The organism is Kurthia senegalensis (assembly GCF_000285595.1).
Taxonomy (GTDB): Bacteria; Bacillota; Bacilli; order Bacillales_A; family Planococcaceae; genus Kurthia; species Kurthia senegalensis.
Genome location: NZ_HE611067.1, coordinates 102,847 through 122,335, shown reverse-complemented (window position 1 = coordinate 122,335; position 19,489 = coordinate 102,847). Strand labels below are relative to the sequence as shown.

13 protein-coding genes are annotated in these 19,489 nt (G+C 35.1%); 5 read left to right on the top strand and 8 right to left on the bottom strand.

Annotation, left to right across the window (positions count from 1 at the left end):
* Window positions 1-44 precede the first annotated feature (44 nt).
* The 5 genes from dltD to KSHG_RS10280 are packed head-to-tail and all read right to left on the bottom strand — an operon-like array spanning window position 45 to window position 4,361.
* Complete coding sequence (gene dltD / locus KSHG_RS10300) at window positions 45-1,289, bottom strand: D-alanyl-lipoteichoic acid biosynthesis protein DltD (protein ID WP_010305669.1); 1,245 nt, start codon at window positions 1,287-1,289, stop codon at window positions 45-47.
* Between the two features lies 1 nt (window position 1,290).
* Complete coding sequence (gene dltC, locus KSHG_RS10295) at window positions 1,291-1,518, bottom strand: D-alanine--poly(phosphoribitol) ligase subunit DltC (protein ID WP_010305665.1); 228 nt, start codon at window positions 1,516-1,518, stop codon at window positions 1,291-1,293.
* A gap of 17 nt (window positions 1,519-1,535) precedes the next feature.
* Window positions 1,536-2,741, bottom strand: coding sequence for a D-alanyl-lipoteichoic acid biosynthesis protein DltB (gene dltB, locus KSHG_RS10290; RefSeq protein ID WP_010305661.1), 1,206 nt, complete (start codon window positions 2,739-2,741; stop codon window positions 1,536-1,538).
* Window positions 2,738-4,234 carry a D-alanine--poly(phosphoribitol) ligase subunit DltA gene (gene dltA, locus KSHG_RS10285; protein WP_010305656.1) on the bottom strand — a complete coding sequence of 499 codons (1,497 nt, stop codon included), beginning with the start codon at window positions 4,232-4,234 and terminating at the stop codon, window positions 2,738-2,740. The genes dltB and dltA overlap by 4 nt, the downstream gene beginning before the upstream one ends.
* Window positions 4,224-4,361, bottom strand: coding sequence for a teichoic acid D-Ala incorporation-associated protein DltX (locus KSHG_RS10280; RefSeq protein ID WP_010305654.1), 138 nt, complete (start codon window positions 4,359-4,361; stop codon window positions 4,224-4,226). The genes dltA and KSHG_RS10280 overlap by 11 nt, the downstream gene beginning before the upstream one ends.
* A 662-nt stretch (window positions 4,362-5,023) precedes the next feature.
* Between KSHG_RS10280 and KSHG_RS10275 the strand changes: the two genes are divergently transcribed.
* From KSHG_RS10275 to dptH, 4 genes are all read left to right on the top strand, one after another.
* Entirely contained in the window at window positions 5,024-5,626 is a 603-nt protein-coding gene (locus tag KSHG_RS10275; protein ID WP_010305651.1) for a DUF2247 family protein, read from the top strand.
* A 383-nt stretch (window positions 5,627-6,009) separates the two neighbouring features.
* Window positions 6,010-8,679: a DNA phosphorothioation-dependent restriction protein DptF gene (dptF, locus tag KSHG_RS10270; protein ID WP_010305648.1), complete on the top strand. Its 2,670-nt coding sequence runs from the start codon at window positions 6,010-6,012 to the stop codon at window positions 8,677-8,679.
* 2 nt (window positions 8,680-8,681) lie between these two features.
* A complete protein-coding gene (dptG, locus tag KSHG_RS10265; RefSeq protein WP_010305645.1) occupies window positions 8,682-10,064 on the top strand; it encodes a DNA phosphorothioation-dependent restriction protein DptG in 1,383 nt (460 codons plus the stop codon).
* Window positions 10,045-15,273, top strand: coding sequence for a DNA phosphorothioation-dependent restriction protein DptH (dptH, locus tag KSHG_RS18825; RefSeq protein WP_010305642.1), 5,229 nt, complete (start codon window positions 10,045-10,047; stop codon window positions 15,271-15,273). The genes dptG and dptH overlap by 20 nt, the downstream gene beginning before the upstream one ends.
* A gap of 59 nt (window positions 15,274-15,332) precedes the next feature.
* Here the strand turns inward: dptH and KSHG_RS10255 are convergent, their stop codons facing one another.
* From KSHG_RS10255 to KSHG_RS10245, 3 genes are all read right to left on the bottom strand, one after another.
* The gene (locus KSHG_RS10255) at window positions 15,333-17,702 is read right to left on the bottom strand and encodes a DEAD/DEAH box helicase family protein (RefSeq protein WP_010305638.1); all 2,370 of its coding nucleotides are present in this window, start codon (window positions 17,700-17,702) and stop codon (window positions 15,333-15,335) included.
* Window positions 17,703-18,029 (bottom strand): nucleoside triphosphate pyrophosphohydrolase, encoded by a 327-nt coding sequence (locus KSHG_RS10250; protein WP_010305634.1) that lies wholly within the window; start codon window positions 18,027-18,029, stop codon window positions 17,703-17,705.
* Between the two features lie 207 nt (window positions 18,030-18,236).
* The gene (locus KSHG_RS10245; protein ID WP_010305631.1) at window positions 18,237-18,785 is read right to left on the bottom strand and encodes a hypothetical protein; all 549 of its coding nucleotides are present in this window, start codon (window positions 18,783-18,785) and stop codon (window positions 18,237-18,239) included.
* A 219-nt stretch (window positions 18,786-19,004) separates the two neighbouring features.
* Between KSHG_RS10245 and KSHG_RS16815 the strand changes: the two genes are divergently transcribed.
* On the top strand, window positions 19,005-19,484 hold the full coding sequence (locus tag KSHG_RS16815; protein WP_010305626.1) for a helix-turn-helix domain-containing protein: 480 nt from the start codon (window positions 19,005-19,007) through the stop codon (window positions 19,482-19,484).
* The last annotated feature ends 5 nt before the right edge of the window (window positions 19,485-19,489 follow it).

Here is a 19,489-nt window from a genome sequence, read left to right as displayed (position 1 = left end):
TCCGTCTCAACGAAACGAATACGTTCTTTTTGTGTTTAGCGTTATTACGATTGTTGCCATTCTTCTGTTAAATAATAGTCGTCTAAATGATAAGTCGGCTTCGTATCATTTTTTAAGAAATGTTGTAAAGAATGGTCGACGTTAATCCAACCTTTCCAACCTAAATGAATCGTATCTTGCATGAAATAAGGTTCCGCTGCATTTGTCGTATAATCTGCGACATTTTCAAAGCCTTGGCTATTCAATTGCAACGTGATTTTTTTCGCAAAGTTTTGAATCATTTCTTGTGATAACCCCGTATAATTCGTCCACTTCTCATTGATTGGTGGAATGATGAATAACACATCTGAGTCTTGTTTCGCCATTTGTTGTAAGACGAGTTGGAAATCTGCAAATTCTGGACCTTTCGTATAGTCCCAATCTGCTTGTTTTCCTTTTAAGTTTTTCAGATGTCCACGTAAGTTTTTGTTATAAAATGAATTGATGATGCCTAATTCGTTGTTAGATGTATTTTTTGCACCGATCTTATCGGCAATTTTAACCCATTCATTACTGTCTGCTTTAGCAGGTAAATCGTGTTCATACGAATGAATTTTATCGAGATTACTATCAAATAACGTCGACACAGAACCGAAAAGCATATCTTCTTTATCTAACAATTGACGCTCAAGTTTCAAGCTATTCTTTTGTTTTTTAGATAATGCTTGCCCATCTGCCACTTGTTCAAGCAACGTTGTTAACTTCGCTGAGTTTTCAATATTTTTAAACTGTAACAAACGATTCGCATAGTATTGATCGTACGTTGTTACGTGCTGCGTTGTCGTTAACCAGTTGTACAATTGTAATTTTGAAAAATGGGCTTCAAAGTAATCGTCTTTAATCCCTTTAGGTACGAACCATTGAGGAGAAATAATGAAGACCATTTTTTTATGTGCTAACTGTTTCTCATTACTATTCATAATCGAGAAATGTGTTAACGATTGCGTGCCGGCATCACCGATTAAAAAAGGTGTGTACGGGCGATTATATTTGTAAGCGAGTACCGATGGATGAAACGCACTGAATCGTTTTAATTCAGATGAACCAAACATTGGTAAATACTGATTAGACGCAAGTGCTGAGTTTGTAAAAGTAGTCCCTTGAACGACCGAGCTAGATAGTGAACTACTTGCCACTTCAATAAGATGGTCATTTTTTATCGTCGTTTTAGTTGGCGTAAGAAAAATACAAGCAACGATTATAAAGGCGATTAATACAGGTCCAAAGGCAAAGAACAGCTTTTTCTTCATGTTAAGCTAGGCTCTTAACAGTTGCGATGATTTTATTTGGGGTACGCCATTCTTCACGTTCAAAGTCTGAAACGGGTACTTGGATGCCAAGTTGAGAATCGATTTCTACTAAAATTTGTACAGTACCGAATGAATCTAAAATACCTTCTTCATATAAATCTAAATCAAGGTCGTCACGAACGTCCGCACCTGTTACTTCTTCAATAATTGATAATAATGTTTCTTCCATTGTAAATTCAATCTCCTTTAATTAAAAAATAATTTGTCTAAAATACCTGAGAAAATAAGGAAGCTTGCACAAACGACGTGGAATGTTACGACGACTGCTAGTGCATGTGTCCACTTATTAGACGGCCAGTTTTTGTGTTTTTTCTTGAGGCGAAGCCACCAGTCATTCACACAAATAGCTGTTGCATGGAATACACCGTATAAGATGTAGAACCACGTGAACCCGTGCCAGAAGCCCATAAGTAAAAATAGTCCAAAGTAGCCGATGTTAGAAGCAACGACGCGGCTCTTGAATAATTTTTTCTTCACGAGTAAGAACATTAAACGCATGTATACATAGTCTCTGAACCATGTAGAGAGCGAGATATGCCAACGATTCCAGAACTCTTTAATGTTCCAAGAAGCGAATGGCTTATTAAAGTTCATTGGTGTTTTATACCCCATTAAATTACTAACACCGACTGCAAAAAGGCTATATCCGGCGAAGTCAAAGAATAGGAATAAGCTGTATCCATACATGTATAAAAGCATTTGCCATGATAGCAGACCGCCATCTAGTGCTGCTTTCTCTAAGTGAGGAAGAGCGAGTGTACCTAAATAGTAGCCAATAATGAATTTATATAAAAAACCGATAAAAATACGATGTACACCTAATTTTAATAAATCAGCGTAGTCGCTACGTAAAGGTGCGTTATGCAACTCTTTTTGGAAGCGGCGGAAGCGATCGATTGGACCGGATGAAATCGTTGGGAAGAATAGTAAGAAACGAATGTAATCCCATATTTTATATGTTTTTAATACACCATCACGGAATTCAATAATTACTTGTACACTTTTAAATGTTAAATAGGAAATACCTAAAAACCCGATGAATGAAATGTGGAAATCGAATACCGGGAATAATTTCGTTAAAAATAGCGGTAATATAGCTAAAATGATACTCGCATAAAAGACGCCACTTTGATTATGCTTTTGGCGATACTTTTGATAAAGTGCGACTAATACGGTTTGCCATACGACATAAAGAATGAGTGCGACACCTTGTTTCCAACTGCTACCACCAAAGCTTATATAAAGAAAGACAAGCGTAACGATACTTTGATACCAAGGTAATCGTTTTTCTTTCCAAAGCATATAAGCGATTAATGGAATGAGTGCGATGAGCACATAAGCAAAGTAAATCGGGTTTGCATATGGAATGAGTGAGGGAATTTGATCAATCATTGATTCACCTCAGCATGTAATGCTTTACGGTCCACTTTGCCATTTTGTGTCATAGGGAACGTTTCTTTGTATATGAAACGTTTCGGAATCATATAATCCATTAATGTTTGGGCTACTTCTTCACGAATCGCTTTCGTTAATTGGAAAGGCTTTTCAAAAGGTGAGTTTTCTGGGATCACAACGGCAATGAGCTGCTGTACTTTATGATCTTGCCATTTCGGAATGACAATCGCATGTTTAACGTACGCACATTGTGCTAAATGATGTTCGACCTCTTCTAATTCAATACGGTAACCGTGTAACTTCACTTGGAAGTCAATACGACCTTCGTAAAACAGTAACCCCTTTTCGTCAAGAGAACCCGCATCACCTGTATGATAAGCAGGTTGTCCTTCAAATTCAAAGAAAGCTTCTTTTGTTTTTGTAGGGTTGTTTAAATACCCTTTTGAAATAGTAGGACCTACGATATTGATTTCTCTCGTTTCTTCATCGATGATGATACGAGAGTCTGATTTGACGTAACCAATTGGTAAACGCTTATACGTATCGAGTACGTCTTGTGTAATCTCAACCCCTGAAATCGCAACGGTTGCTTCTGTAGGGCCGTACGTATTAAAAATTTTAGCTTGTGGGAAGCGCTCGTGTAGCAGCGTTGCCGTCGCATGTGTTAACTCTTCACCACAAAATAGGAAATGGCTAATCGTCGGATAATGTTCGGCATCAAATGTCGTTTCCATTAAACAAATATCGATGAAAGAAGGTGTTGAAATCCAATTTTCAATCGATAGCTCAGGAAGTCTTGCGAACAATTGCTTGAAGTTGGCTGTTTCTTCTTTTTTTAGCGGTGAAAGAATACTTCCAGAAGCGAGTGCAGGGTATAGACCCATTACAGATAAATCGAACGAATAGGCAGCTTGTGCTAAATAGTTTGCGCCTTCTTTTAAATCAAAGTCTGTCAACATCCAGTTGACGAAACTACTTAAGTTCGCATGACTAATTTGCACACCTTTCGGTACACCTGTCGTGCCAGAAGTAAAAATAATGTAGTACGTATCATCTCGTTGTACACCTGTAAATTCGGTCTCAACTGTACCATCAAACTGAAGTAATTGTGTATACGTCATTTGTGGAATCGTACTATTTATTTCTTTTTGTTCATCTACACGAATGATGAGCGCAGGTTCGGCTGTTTGTAAAATAAGTTGCAGGCGATCTTGTGGCGTATCAGAAGAAATCGGAATATACGGAAGTCCGGCTTTCGATATACCGACAAATGCGGCAACCATTTCAAATTGTAAGTCACCAAAAACGACGATTGGTTTCGGTGTAGAAATAGTTTGTTGTAAATAACTAGCGATCTTATTTGATTGTTCGCCTAATTCACCATACGTGTAATTTCGCTCTTTCGTTTGGTACACTAGGCGCTCAGGAAACTGTTTTGTCCATTTTGTAATGTCGCTGAGTGTTAGTTTGTTGTCCACGTTAGAATTCATTGTAAATAAACGAGCCTCCTTGAATGTCTTTGTAATGATATAAATACAGCAGTACGATTAAAATGACTGTGTACAATAACGTATTACTTGCAAATACAATCCAAGAGGGAAATTTTTTGCTGTCCACGTTCGATTCTCCTTTATATTTCCAAATATTGCTTGAAACTTTCACTATCGTAACATAAAAGTAATAATAGTAAAAATCCACACATAAAGTAAAAGTATTGTAATAATAAAAACTATACTAATTTTCACATATTTTTCTAAAAAAACTTGTAAAAACGATAAAAAAGCAATTAAAAATGGATTTAATTGTAATTATATTAGGTAAAAAATGAATTAAATGATTTTTTGGACCTAATTTAAAAATAGTAAAAAATCCGATGTTTAAAAAATATCTCTACGGTTGTTTTCAAATGAGGCGATGTATATAATTTGTTTAATATAGTAGTTACAAGAAAAATATCGACTATTATTTCCCTTCATCAACATTTTGAAAACGTTTATCTAATAAATGAAACATTTTTCGATATGAAAGAGTTCTTAAACATTTATTTTTACGAGAGCATGTAAGAACTAAGCTATACTCATTTTAACGCAGAAAAAGAGGTGAGGTTGCTTTTATACGCATTGTTTATAAAAAAGAAAGAAAAGTTTAAGAAAAGTTTAAGAAAAGTTTAAGGTTCGTGTAAACTAAAAGAGGAAAAGCAATCGATTTTTAACATGCCAGATAAATGCCATTTAAATAGAAGAAACTCATATCAAATCGATAGAAAAAGAGGAATGTAAATGTGGACAAATGATGAAGAATTCATACAAACAAAACCTATCAATGTATTAAGAATGGACATCCCAATTGAGTTTCTAGAAGGGATCACCCAACTCAGTTGGACGGAATTGTATTGGGGATATGAAAGTCGTTATATTTCGCCCCGAACACTCATTAAACGAGCCGAACAGGCAGTTTCAAATGATGAACATGCAGCGGACGTATTATTTTTACTAGCGTCTCTTTTCAAAGGAGAAGAAAGACAAGTTGAAGCGTTGCTGCCACAATTAAAAGAGCAACACATTGTACAAAGTGACTGTTTAACGCAACCAGCCTTCATTTTACGATGCAAAAACATTTATTTATACGCCGCGCTACGTTGGTTGTTTGAACACCCCGATGCGTATAATGACAGCAAGGATAGAGAAGGTTTACTTGATCCAATTAATTATAGTGGCAAGATTTATGATCTGATTTGGGATTTCAGAGTACCATCAGAAATAGCTGAAAGTTTGCGTAGAATGGTCGTTACATACGAAGTAAATGAACGAAATAAAACATATTTTATGAAATTATGGCAAGACTATTTGCAAGAATATGAACAATTTATTGCGACGTATTAGCTCGTTTTTTATTGATATAAAGGTATTTTATAATTTTATGATATTATAAAAGTGATGAGAGATACGTGAAGGAGCGTGTCTCTTTTTTTATTTTAAAATGTTTGGAAATGCTATTGTTTGTAGGGAATCAGTTTTTGGAATGAAAAAATTTTTTCATTAAACGGGAAAAATTACTATTAATAGGGGATTCAAAGGAATTTTTTTAAAAAATGATGGTATAATAGAACTGCAAAAAGCTGTTTTTATGTAAAAATATACGTAAACAAGCAGTTTATGTATTATTTGTGTGAGTAAATTGAATTATTGATAAACAGCAGAAAATAAAATTTGTAAGCGTAATATAGCTATAGAAAATAAAATGGTTGATTAAAAGGAGTTTCATCATGGAAATTTGGAATCGATTCGTACAACAGAATCAATTAGCAACATTTACATATAATTATGATTTTATAACAGAAAAAACGAAGCATGACGTAGAAGGTGCACTACCGCTAGTAGAAGATGTATTAAATCAATTAGCACAAATGTATTGGGAGACCTATAGCGGATTAGCAGATGTTGCACATTGGTCGAAAAAAGATTTTAATGCGTTAGAAGTTATAGATAAATGGCGAATTGTATCAAAAAAATTCGTTCTATCTACAGAAATAAAAGAAGCGTCTCATCGATTAGTAGAAGCCTATGACCATTACTATGAAACGCTACAGTCCTCTTTTATGCTTGTCGTTATTAAAGAATCTGAGCAACTGATGGAATCTATGTTGAAACAAGATTCAACGAAAGATTACGAGTATGAGTTTATAAAGACGCCTGCTTTTCAAGTTGTTGAAATTCAAAAAATACCAGAAAGACAATTAAATAAATTTTGGTGTGAATTTTTAATTCATCATGAACTAGAAGCGGATTTAGATTTAGAAAATGTTAAAAGTAAAATGTCGTATAATACGTCGGCATTGTTTAATTCGATAAGTAAATTGCTTCGTCCATTAGCTTATACAAAAATGCATTATTTAGCAGCGAAGCAACAACGAAAACCGCTAACATTTGCAAGCTTCCAATCGAAGGCATTAAAAGAAGTTTGGGATGAATTAGAATCATTTGGACTTGAGGCGAAAGAGAAGGCAATCGTTCATCAAGTAATTAATACGTTAGAAATGCAAGTGACGAATAAAAATTTACCGAAGCAACTCGTTCAAGCGACATTTAATAATTTTGTTTATTTATTTAAAAGTTTGTATGCAGACGCATTATCTATTCAAGATGATCAAGTAGTCGCTACAGAAGAAAGTGTAGATGAAGAACCTTCAATTGTTCATGAAGAGGAAGCGATTAGCGAACAACAAGTGGGCCCTATTGCGTTGGAAGTGCCTGTTGTTGAAAAACGAAAACGGTTCAGCAAGTTTTTGCAACAAGCAAAAGTATTATTAACTTCGGCGCCGGATGCGGTCGTTCATGCTAATCATTTTGGGCATCTTCAAAATTATATGCACGTGAAACGTCCGATTGAAGAGAAATTAATTGAAACACTAGAACGCGTAAAAGAACAACAAGAGCCACAATTAATTTTACTTTGTGGTTCAGCTGGAGATGGGAAAAGTCATTTATTAGCATATATAAATGAAAATTATCCAGAACTTGTTGAAGATTTTATCATTCATAACGATGCAACGGTTTCAAAAAGCCGTACGAAATCGAATCTTGAAACACTTGAGCAGTTACTACAAGGATTTAATGATGGACAAAAAGCAGATAAACATCTACTTATTGCGATTAATTTAGGGGTATTACACAATTTCTATACGTATGAAAAAGAGAAGCAGCAATTTGCGACTTTCTGTCATTTTATCGAAGAAATTAATATTTTTGATCAAGCCTCAACGAGTAGTTCAAGTGATACGATGCCATGTTGTCATGTGCTTGATTTTTCACAAGAGAAAAATTATGAATTAACGAAAGAACGTGTAGAGTCAAACTTATTCCAGAAAATATTAACGAAAATTGTTGCGCCGACAGCAGAAAATATGTTTTATCAAACGTGGAAAGAAGATATGGAAAATGGCATCGTGACAGCAGCGCATTTAAATTATGAACTTTTACAAAATGAACGCGTTCAGCGACAAATTGTACAGTATTTAGTTTACGGTATTTTTAAAGATAAACTGTTTATTTCGACGCGTACGTACAATGAATTCATTTTTAGTTTACTCGTTCCAGTGGAGCAAGAACAAGATGAACAGCGTACGGCAATTGATTTAACGAATACGTTGCCTAATTTAATGTTTGCGCATCCGAAGCGTTCGACGACACTTGCGACGATGAGCAACAATGATCCATTAAAAGAAAAATCGGCAGCGAAAGATGAATTCATTACGAATGTTTTATTGAGCATGGACGTGTATAGCTATTTCCAAGAAAAATTTGGAAGCGTTATTGAACCATTTGAAAAACCGATTAAGAAAGCCATCTTAGAAAATAAACTTGTTGAATTAGCACGCTTTGGTATTCGTCTACAAAAGCTTATGGACAGTCAAGTATCATCTCTTTTTGACCAGTATGTGAACTATTTATATAGCTACTTAGTTGGTGATGAAGAAACGATGGGCGAATTATTTGAGCAGCTTGAACAAATTGTTTTCAAATGGAGAGGTTCGCCAGAAGATCATTTCATTTATTTAAATAATGACTTAAATCGAGAATTCCGCACCGCTATACCTGTTTCGTTAGAACCTTCAGTTAATGAAGATTTCTACGGTCAAATGGATGGAGATGTACTGACGAGATTCGTTCCGACGATGAAGATTGGTTTTGAGGAGTATTTTATCGATTTAGACTATCGCCTATATGAAATTTTATCTTCTGTACGACAAGGACATCGCTTAAACAATTTAGAAGTAAGCCATGCTATTCAATTTGAAGAATTTTATAATGCGATTACGAAAAAATCTCAAGCGACAGATAATCGTTTGATGATTGTGAATACGAGCAATCGTGAAAAAATGGTTATTTCAAAACCGAAGTTCTCAAAATCGAAATATGAAGTGAAGAAGGTATAGCAATGAATAAAACGTTTGAACTGAATTTTGCAGAAATAGAAAAAATTATCGGTGAAAAAGGCTATGCTTTAAATCGTCGTAAAAATACGTACGTAACGCCTTTCCCTACACGTAATCCAGAACGTGCCAATTTTGAAGGTGGGTTCTCACCTGTAGTAGCTGCGGTTTTACGTGTCATCGGAAATGAAAGTAAATATTACGAGCGTAATGAGCAAGCTGTAGAAGAAATTATACAAAGCGGAAAATTTGATACAGATCAATCTAAGGCAGCATTTGTTAATTATTTAAAAAACGAATTAAAAGAAATTGAAAATGGAAATGTGTATAAATTTGAGCAGTTAAAATACATTCCATTCACAGAGACGAGTAAAGAAGAAAAAGGGGAGATTATGTACTTTCACTTTTTTTATGATTTATTCATTCGTCAAAACCTTGAAGAAATTCAATCTATTTTTGCGACGCTAGAAAGCCAAGATTTATTAAGCTCTATTATGAATTTAACGATGGTTGAGCAAGCTACTTTTAAAGAAGCTGTGCAATATAAGCAACTATTTTCATTCATGCAACAACAATTTGTAGAGGATTTGCGTGTTTTAGCAACAAATCCTACATTTTTAATTACAAATTTAGAAGATTTTTTCGTTCAATATTGTTATTTTGCTTTAACACAAATGATCGTTCAGACGAATCGTTTTACGCAATTTGATGCAGAAAAGCCATTTTCGATTACGATGTTTTTAAATACAGAACGTGCCCAAAAGTGGCGTGATGGTTATCGTTACGGCTACAAGCTATTAAAAGAAGAATTTCGTTATTTTTATGCGCATGAACATGCATTGAATATTCTCGGCGCGAACACTTTTACAGAGGAAAATAATTGGTTTTATCATGATTACGAGCAGTTTTTCAAGATGCAAGGAGAAGAAGCGACGCAACAATTTGTCCGCTCTATTTACGAATGGATTAATCAAGTGATGGCGGTTCGTTTAGATGATGTAGAACCGATTTCTTACACGAACCAATCGCTGGACGAGGCATTCCGTGATTTAGTTGAATTAGTTCGTTTACAAGTAAAAGACGAAGTGTATTCACGATATACGAAAGCATTTGATATGTTTTTACGTCGTTTTTATCGTAAAAATGGGGGCTCACTAGGTTCATTATTAGCAATCAGTCCGAAGCAATTATTAACGATGATTGCAGTTTGTGTAGGACCTAAAAATAGTCGACTTGAACTCAATTATTTATGGTTGGCACTTGAAAAACGTGGTGTATTTTTAGACGATCAATCGAAGGAAGAAGTAGTTCATTTACTCGATCAATTGAATTATTTAGATAAAAAAAGTGACAGTGGGGATGCGCAATATGTTAAAGCAATTTTATAATATTATTTCAAATCAATTCGTAACATTTTTTAAAGAAGAAGCTAAAAATGGAGAAGTGAATCGTTATTATTTATCTTTGCCGAACGAAACTTATATTCAGTCCATTATGGAAGCGGTTAGTGAACTAGAAGAAGCAGAGCCTTTTGTATACGAAGCAGAAGGGGAAGAAGCTTATGAAACGGTCGCATTACGTTTTGGCGATTACAAATATGTATTTGCGACGACGCTGAACGGCACACATCTTGATTTCATCGTCAATTTACGTAATGAGATGAGTGAGCAAAAAGGAATTTGGAAAAATACATCAATCATTATGATTTCTGATAAAATGCTAGATTCTATTCGAGGAGGTAGCCGTAACTTAACAGCAGAGGGCTTACCTTTAAATGCTTCTCAAATCGTTGGAAACATTCAAAAGCTCGTTGAAGAAAGTACAATTCCAGCAGAAAATAAAGCGTTCTTGAATCATTATTTGGCTGGAAGAGAAGAATTGAAAAATGTTGAGAATGCGTCATTTTTAGATTTTGAAGACGTATTAGGTTGGATTTATAGTGAGGAAATGGATTATGAATCAATCAAAACATTAGGCTATTATCCAGATAAAGAGTTACATACATTTATTGAAGCAGCTGATTTAGAAGTAGAAGGTTCGGCTAAACATAAAAGAGCTCAGAAAGCATTAAAACAACGCTTAGATGAAAATGCAGAAACCTTTGAAGAACATGCACGAATTCGAGAACTAGGCAATGCAGAAGAACGCTTTATTGAAGAGTATGATGACTTTGGGAAAGACATTTATAAAGATGAAAAAGAAATCGATTTTTCAAAAGTTTTGGAAGAAAAAGAGAAAGTAGCAACGAAAAAAGATATTTCATTTATGGAAGAGAAAGTTCAAGTGGAATTGATTACGTCTGTAGGACGTTCAAAAATAAATTCTTTTTGGAATACGAAGCAAGGAAAGCGAGCATTCGATTTAGTTATTTTCCAACCAATCGTAGAAGAAGCAGCCGAAATTATTGTGAAATTACCGTTTTCAGTAAGCGTGGCACAAGAAAATATTAACGGAAAACATAAATCGAAAGTTGTGAAGAATGGTAAAACGTTAATTGCGACATTACCTCTTCAACATCAAGACATATCATTCGCATCTTTTTCATACCGTCATGAAAATATGTCATCAAGTAACTTTACATTTAAATTATTAGTAATTCGAGATGAGCAAGCGTATTATGCTGCACTTAAAACAGCGTATAAATTAAATGCAAAAGGAAATTTCATCGTTAAATTAAATAATGAAAATACATTAACATTAGGCGACGGTAGTATTCCATACGAAGTGAGTACAATTGATGAAACGTTGGAAGCGGATGGAACAGGGTATACAATTTCATTCACACCAGCTTTATTAGACGAGGAAACGCGAGAATTTGAATTTAATATAAGTCGAAATGGCTCGGTATTACCTATTCAAATCGATGACGATATTTTACGTGCGACGCCTATAACAGATACGAAAATTTGGGAATACAAAATGAAAAATGAGCAGTCTTTCGCGTATTTAGAAGATGGTGCGAAAGTTATGTTACATCAACATCCGTATTCGACAATGGAACGTCATCGTGTATTTTTCAAATGGGAAGCGACTTGGTTAGAGCAATCTCTATACGCAGCTGTCGTACGTAATGGTCAACTATACGAAAAAGAGCTAACACTTTCTAGTAAAATGCAACAAGCGTATATGCAGTTTTTACACGCATTACGTGTAACGGAATCAATTCCGTCTTTCATTTACTATACGGAAGACATACGTAGAGCAGCCGAAACGTATATCCAAACATTTAATGAAGAAATTGAAAGTATTTCAAACAATGCACTTATGACAGCAGAACAGCGCGACTTACTTTATTTAGGAACGCTTGAGAAAGATTTTTCTTTATATATGACGCCGTTCTCACCGTTAAACGTAGCGTACCAACTTGCTTTAGCAAATGAAATGAATGCAGAAGAGATTGATAGTAATGTTTTGAAACAATTGAATCCAGCATATATCATTCCATACTTAGTAAATGATCGAAATGAAATTTATAAACCAGATTCTAATGATTCACTTGTAGAGTGGCATGAGTATCGCCCGCAAGAACAAGTATCCATCGGTGAAACGAATAATTTTTTAGCAAAAGTAATTAACGAAAAAATGTCTCAATTTGTCAATTATTATGAGTATTTATTTGAAATTAGTGCACAACCGACATTAATTATGAACGTTATTAATATTAAAAATGATAGCGAAGTATTAAAAGGGATTCTTCGTTGGTTTAAAGCAGATATTCAAAAGAAAGGGACATTTACGAAATTATTAACGGTAGACATTCATTATTATACCGATGACTTAGATCGTATTAGCAGTTTTGAATTGTTTAATTCATTAGAATTACCAAAACAAGTGAAAGAAATTTTCGGTGTCGATTTAAATACGAAACAATTAGATGACTTCGATACGTTAATTGAAATTCAAAAACGGTTGCGCTTTTCAAAATGTTCAATGGACGAAGAACTTACGTACAGTCATATTAACTTTTATAAAATGAATAGTAATGAAAGCATCGCCAAACAAATAGTGACAGATGCACCGAACTCAACGAGCCTCGGTGGTTTGTATGTTTCATCTTCATCGCATCAAACCGACAATGGTGGATACCGTTTAGGCTTTGGGCTTGGACAATCCGATTATAAGCGTACACAACTTCTTGAATTTGCTAAAAATATTAATGAATTAAGTGCGAACAGAACGAATTCAGGAAATGATCCATACAATAAAAATAATGTGATTTCATTACACATTACAACCGATGATGAAAACCGTCTAAGTGAATTGTATTCTTCTTGTACGTGGTTGACCTTTATTGACCCTTCTGTCGATCTAGAATATTTCGAGAAATCATCATCGGATCTCGTTATCGTCCACTACTCAGATCAACTTTCATCTAGTAATCATTATGATGCGATTACGGTGACAGACAAATCGCCACAATATTTCCGTGTGATTGAAGAATTTTTAGCTTCTCACGGTGTAAAAGTGCAACCTGAAATGATGACAAATATTATTCAAGCATTTAATACATTTAACGGGGAATGGTTGTTACGAGCTGTACAAAATCGTGGACATGATCAACGTGAGAAGATGAGTATCGTAGCAGCTATTAAGCACATATTATTACGATTTGAGCAAAGTCATATAAAATGGGTTCCTATTTCGATGGAAGAAATCGTGCGTGTGACAGGAAACGTAGGGCTTAAAAAAGCAGACGGCTTATTTTCTGGAAAAACGATAGGGCGACGAGGAAACTGTAGTGATGACTTATTATTAATTGGCGTCGAAGAAACAGAAACGATTCCTAACGTATATTTATTACCGGTTGAAGTGAAAATTGGTCAAAATGCGAGCAACGTTATCGATAAGGGGATTTCACAAGTAAAAGAGTTAAATTTACGCTTAAATGAATATTTAAACAATGATTCATTTGACGCTAAATTTTTACGTAACTTCTTTATGCGTATGTACATTATGAATGCACACAAAATGGTGTTAAATATGATTTGGCCAGAAAAAGATTATAACTTATCGGAACATTTAAAAGAACAGTTGCTCAATGATGAGTTTACGTTAAGCGATTCATTACGCGCTGAACTAGGCGAAGGTGCCGTTATGTCCTTTAAAAAACTACTTGTTGAAGAGACAGAAGAGCGTAAAAGTGGTGTGATGGTATATGAAGTACCTGAACAAATTGCTTACCAATCACTTGGTGTGACAATGGAACAGTTAAAAAATCGAGACTTTTCATCTGTCGAACAAATAGAAAAAACAAAACAGAAATCGTTAGAAATCGTTGAGATTGATGAGTTTATTTCAGAACCAGAGTCTGAAGTTTCATTTGAAGAAAGCACAAACGTAGAAATAGAAAAAATTATTGAAACGAATGAACAAGAAGTCTTTGAAGAGTCTATTGTGGCTGAAAATGTACAAGAAATGGTAGAAGAAGACGCTTTTCTTGAAAGAGAAACTTCTATTTTACGAGAGGAACAAGCAGTATTTGCTGCAGAAACCCCAGTGAAAATAGAAGGAAGTCGGCCGTTACTCGGCATAACAACTAACGATGAACATGTTTATTGGGAATTTGGAGTACAGCAACTTGCCAATCGCCACCTCGTGATAGGAGGACGATCTGGACAAGGGAAAACGTATTTCATTCAATCGGTCTTACGCCAGTTAGCAATGCAAGATCAACCGGCACTAATCGTCGACTACTCCAGTAGTTATACGAAAACACAACTAGATGATGTGTTTTTAAATACAGTCGGGGATAAATTCCATGAACGCGTCGTTTATTTTGATGGTTTCCCAATTAACCCGTTTATACGTCGAGATAAGACGATTGCGGGACAAGTGAATAAGGAACCTGCAACAGAAACTGCTTCACGAATTAAAGAAGTATTTACGAGCGTTTATAATTTTGGGCCGCAACAATCGAATGCATTGTATCGCGCTGCGAAAAAATGTATTGAAGCGTATGGCGATAAGGCGACCTTAACTTTGATGATGGAAATGCTCGTAGAATCAGAAGAAATTAGTAGTGCAGTAGCAGAAACGATTGCTAATAAGTTAGCTCTTTTTGTAGACATCGATCCATTTAGTTACAATGAAGAATTTACGTGGGATGACTACTTCAATGAAAAAGGACAAATTTCAGTCATTCAATTTGAAGGATTTGAACAAGATTCCATTAAAAAAGCGATGACGGAATTTATTCTTTGGGACTTATGGTATTTTGCGCAGTCTAATACAGCAGCACGCCCATTACCAATTATTTTAGATGAAGCCCAAAATTTAAATTTCAAAGCGGGATCACCATCAGATAAAATTTTACGTGAAGGACGTAAATTTGGGATGTCTGTTTGGTTTGCGACACAAACATTTAGTAACTTCCGAAAAGAAGAGTTAGTCGTGCTAGAAAATGCAGCAACATCTGTTTTCTTTAAACCTTCAGAAAGTGAATTAAATCTTGTAGCAGATAAACTGAACATGAAAAAAGATATTGAACTACTTCGCACGTTGAAAAAAGGGGAATGTATCGTACAAGGTCAGTTTATGGAAGCAGAAGAATTAACTCCACAAACAACGAAAATTGTAAAAGTTCCAGCGATGGAATAATGATTAAATAACACATAAAAAGGAATGCTCCGTACATACAGGGCATTCCTTTTTTTAGATTAATTCAGTTTTTCAGCTTTTTTTGAAAAATAGCGATTCAAACGGAAAGAACAAATTTCTTTCACCCATTCATAAATAAGTTCTTGTTCATTAGGCTGAATGGATACGTTAAATTGAAAAATTTGACCGTCAAATGATGCCATGCCTTTACTACTCGCTGCCCATTTTGTCATTGGCATTTTTTCTAGTAGGCGAATAACCTTTTGCGGCGTGAAATCAATTGGATCAATTGTTTGTTTTGTCGGTTGTTTTAAGTAGGCGCTGAAATATATGGATGCTTCACTTGCAGTAATTGACTTATACCAATCGGCTGGTCCCCTTTGCAACATTGCGTCGAGCAAGACCATTTTATAACTTTTCGACATCGCTGTTTTTTCGATTTCAATAAGTAAGGGTTTTATACGTTCAAAAACATCGAGCTCCAGTACACTCAGTTCGTTTGCTTCTTTTAATAATTGTACGTACGTTTTGAATTCTTTTGCGACATTCAACTCTTTATAACCACTTTGGAAATAAAATTCTAAGTACGTAGGACGACGCCCTAATTCTAATTTAATTTCTTTAAAAATAGAAAGTATTTTTTGTTTGTACGTTTGATTTTTGCGAATCATTTCTTTTAGTAAGTCAATCACTTCTAAATCTAAATTTAATACGATATCTGTATTTGGAACGGTTTGCATCGCTTGATAAGTTGCTTTGTTGGCATGCGGATTCAGTGCCGTTAGTTTGCGATCTGCGTTACGATAATTACCGATAAAGTCGATGATGACACATTTCTCTTTATGAGGCGCTAGTCGTAGACCTCTTCCAATTTGTTGAGTGAAAATAGAAATCGATTCCGTAGGACGAACGAATAGTAACGTATCTACTTTCGGAATGTCGACGCCTTCATTAAATAAATCGACCGTGAAAATAATGTCTATTTTTCCTAATTCTAGTGCGATTCGACTTTGTTTACGTTCTTCTTTTGAATGTTGACCTGTAAGGGATGTTGCACGAATGCCTCGTTTACGGAAATAATCTGCCATGTAATTGGCTTGGGCAATAGATGAGCAAAAAGCAATTGTTCGTGTTTGTTTCAACTCAATCCATTTCGTAAATATATGTTCGAGTATAGGTTGTTGAAGTTGTTGATATGTAAGTTCTTCTTCGTCATATTGCATGCCGACTAACCGAATTTGCGAATAATCAATTGTATCTTTTATCGCATAGTAGTGGAAAGGTGCTAACCAATTTTTCGAAATTGCTTCGATGAAATGGATATCAATGGCGATATTGCCATCGCATAGTTCATAAACATCTTTGTTATCTAAACGATCTGGTGTTGCGGTAATACCTAAAAGAAAAGAAGGCTCGAAATATTCGAGTAAGCGGTGATAAGTCGGTGCAGCAGCATGATGAAACTCATCGATGACAATTAAATCAAATGCATCTCGATTAAACTTTTCTAAATGATGTGATTGTGAAAGTGTATAAATAGAAGCGAAAAGCATGTCGCTGTTTGTGTCTTTTTTCAATTTGTTATAAAAACCAACTGTCTTTTCAGGATGTACGTGTTGAAATGCTTGCTTCGCTTGCTCTAAAATTTCTTCACGATGCGCGACAAATAACACACGTTTAAAATTTCTTGCGAAAAATGCCGCCAAATAAGTTTTTCCAAGACCTGTTGCTAAAATAGCCATCGCTTTGTCGTAGCCTTGTTCGAATGTTTCTTGAAGGGATTGAAGTGCCAATTGTTGTGCAGGACGAGGTGTTAAAGGTTCGTCTGCTATATTCGATTCAGTAATCATTTCTGAATGCTCGGTATAATCGTACATTAATTGAGTTGCTTCAACAGCACTCCATTTTTTCGTTAAAGGCATTGCCCGTTTTGTTTCATCATATACGTGACGGTAATTTTCAATCGACAACGTATGAATAGGAACGGTATTTGGATCATAAAATAATGTTAAAAATTGTTCAGAAGCTTCTTCATAAGTTTCGAGATTTACGGTATGTAAACTCCATTCGATACCGGTTGTTAGCGCAGAATTTGATAAATTAGATGAACCGACGATTACGTGTTGTTCTTGCGCGTGACGATACACGTAGGCTTTTGGGTGAAACGACCGTCCGTGTGCTTGGTATAAACGAATTTCTGCTCTTGGTAATGTATCGTGTAAAAGTTGTAGTGCATCCGGTTGTGTAATGCATAAATAATCTCCTACGAGCAGTTGAATATTTGCTCCTCGATCATGTGCCTCTTTTAAAGAATCGAGCATGATTGTCACACCTGACTTCATCGCAAAGGCGGTAATCCAACGTATTTCTTGTGCCTCTTTGTTTAATTGTTGCAGTGTATCAAGTAAATTATGTGTAATTAAATTCATTTATTTGTCCTCTACATCGATTAAATATAAACCTTTTTCAAATCCTCCACGTTTTGTTTTTTTCTGTACACGCACGTCTTCTAATTGCTTGAAATCGGTTTCAAATACAGCTAATGCAGCATGTAGTAATTCAAGAATATCAGCCATTTCTTCTATAGCATCTTGGCGAGTAACCGTTTCATCGAATTCTTTTACTTCTTCATACAATTTCTTTTTAATTTCGATTAAATGTTCTTCAGGCTTTAGCGTACGTGCGTTATAAGAAAGCCCATCAGCAGCGATAATTTCTAAAATTTGATCACGAATTAGTTTATTGTATACTGGCATAATGCCATCACCTCGGTAGTTTATTTTATGTATTCATGATAAAGGGGAATTTTGGAAAGTGCAACGGTTGTCTAGTTTGTAGAGCGTATTTAAAAATAAAATGATGACAAAAAACAGCCCAATAGGCTGTTTTTAACTTATAAAGATATTTAAATTAGTCCTCGCTAGTATATATAAAACGAATAAAAACGTTTATACGATAAATAATCAACGGCTACTCGTTTTTAAATCTTCAATCGTTTGAAAGATTTTTTTGTATACATTCTCCAGTGCTTTTGATGAAGACTTTGAAGTTTGTAAGTAGCGCCACGTCATATATGAAATGTCTGTTTCCTCATTTGGCTGATTGAGATAACCTGTTGCAAAATATTCGACCTCGTCTATTCGTGGTGCATTTTCATACGAAACATCGTTATTGATGAAAGGGAGTTCTTGTTTTTTAGATTCAATGAAAAATGTCGGGATACGGAGCTTCTCGTACGATGCGATATAGACATCATTCGCTGCATCACTTAAGTATTTTGGCATAATAAAAAGGGCATCGTATTTTTCGGATAACTGCTTCGTATCATTTTGAAGATTTTGAAGGGATATGCTTTCAAAAGTAATTTGTTGATCGGTGATTTCGGGTGGCGAACCGATTGTCGCAATCGTTAAATGTGAGTCTTTTGATTTTTGTGTTGTCGTGTTCGTACAACCAGCGAGTAGAAAAAAGATGCTACTGCACAGAAAACATTTGATGATAAGTTTGTACATGAAAAGTCCTCCTAAATTTATAGTGCATGAGTGTTCGTATAACTCATAGCTTTATCATAAGGGACAAAACCTTCAAAAAAGAGCAATGAGTGGTTGCATATAAGGGGGAAACCACTCGTTTCTTATTGAAAAGACAAGGTTTTATAGAAATTGTGTGATTTTTTAAAAAATAATGTACAATAGAAGTCAAATGAATACGTAAATGATTTGAGGGAGTATATGAATACAAAATTAGATAATCATTTGATGCATCGCTTGAAAGCGTTACGCTTGCAACACGGGTATTCGCAAAATGATGTAGCGGAGCGATTACATATTTCGCGTCAAGCCATTTCTAAATGGGAAAATGGAAAAAGCTATCCAGACCTAGACAACTTGCGTCTGCTGAGCGAACTTTATAATACGTCTTTAGATAGTTTCTTCAATGAAGAGACAGCGCAGCTGCGAAAAGTGAAAAATCCATTGTCGATTACGCTTGTATTATTATTTTTAGCAAGTATTTTAAGCTATTATGTATCACCTTTTGGCGTTATTTTAATTCCGATTATTTTGTTTTTTGCACGAAAAAGAACGGGATACAAATGGATGATTTATACGATTTGTGTCATCGCACTTTGGAAAAATGGCACGGATATTTATTACTTAGTCAATAGTAATCCAGAAAATGAAGTGATTACGGTCGAAGAGGTGGATGAATAGGGGGC

What these genes read in the sequence shown, in the direction of transcription:
- dltD (WP_010305669.1), bottom strand. Translation starts at nt 1,289, where the DNA reads ATGAAGAAAAAGCTGTTCTTTGCCTTTGGACCTGTATTAATCGCCTTT.
- dltC (WP_010305665.1), bottom strand. Translation starts at nt 1,518, where the DNA reads ATGGAAGAAACATTATTATCAATTATTGAAGAAGTAACAGGTGCGGAC.
- dltB (WP_010305661.1), bottom strand. Translation starts at nt 2,741, where the DNA reads ATGATTGATCAAATTCCCTCACTCATTCCATATGCAAACCCGATTTAC.
- dltA (WP_010305656.1), bottom strand. Translation starts at nt 4,234, where the DNA reads ATGAATTCTAACGTGGACAACAAACTAACACTCAGCGACATTACAAAA.
- KSHG_RS10275 (WP_010305651.1), top strand. Translation starts at nt 5,024, where the DNA reads ATGTGGACAAATGATGAAGAATTCATACAAACAAAACCTATCAATGTA.
- dptF (WP_010305648.1), top strand. Translation starts at nt 6,010, where the DNA reads ATGGAAATTTGGAATCGATTCGTACAACAGAATCAATTAGCAACATTT.
- dptG (WP_010305645.1), top strand. Translation starts at nt 8,682, where the DNA reads ATGAATAAAACGTTTGAACTGAATTTTGCAGAAATAGAAAAAATTATC.
- dptH (WP_010305642.1), top strand. Translation starts at nt 10,045, where the DNA reads ATGTTAAAGCAATTTTATAATATTATTTCAAATCAATTCGTAACATTT.
- KSHG_RS10255 (WP_010305638.1), bottom strand. Translation starts at nt 17,702, where the DNA reads ATGAATTTAATTACACATAATTTACTTGATACACTGCAACAATTAAAC.
- KSHG_RS10250 (WP_010305634.1), bottom strand. Translation starts at nt 18,029, where the DNA reads ATGCCAGTATACAATAAACTAATTCGTGATCAAATTTTAGAAATTATC.
- KSHG_RS10245 (WP_010305631.1), bottom strand. Translation starts at nt 18,785, where the DNA reads ATGTACAAACTTATCATCAAATGTTTTCTGTGCAGTAGCATCTTTTTT.
- KSHG_RS16815 (WP_010305626.1), top strand. Translation starts at nt 19,005, where the DNA reads ATGAATACAAAATTAGATAATCATTTGATGCATCGCTTGAAAGCGTTA.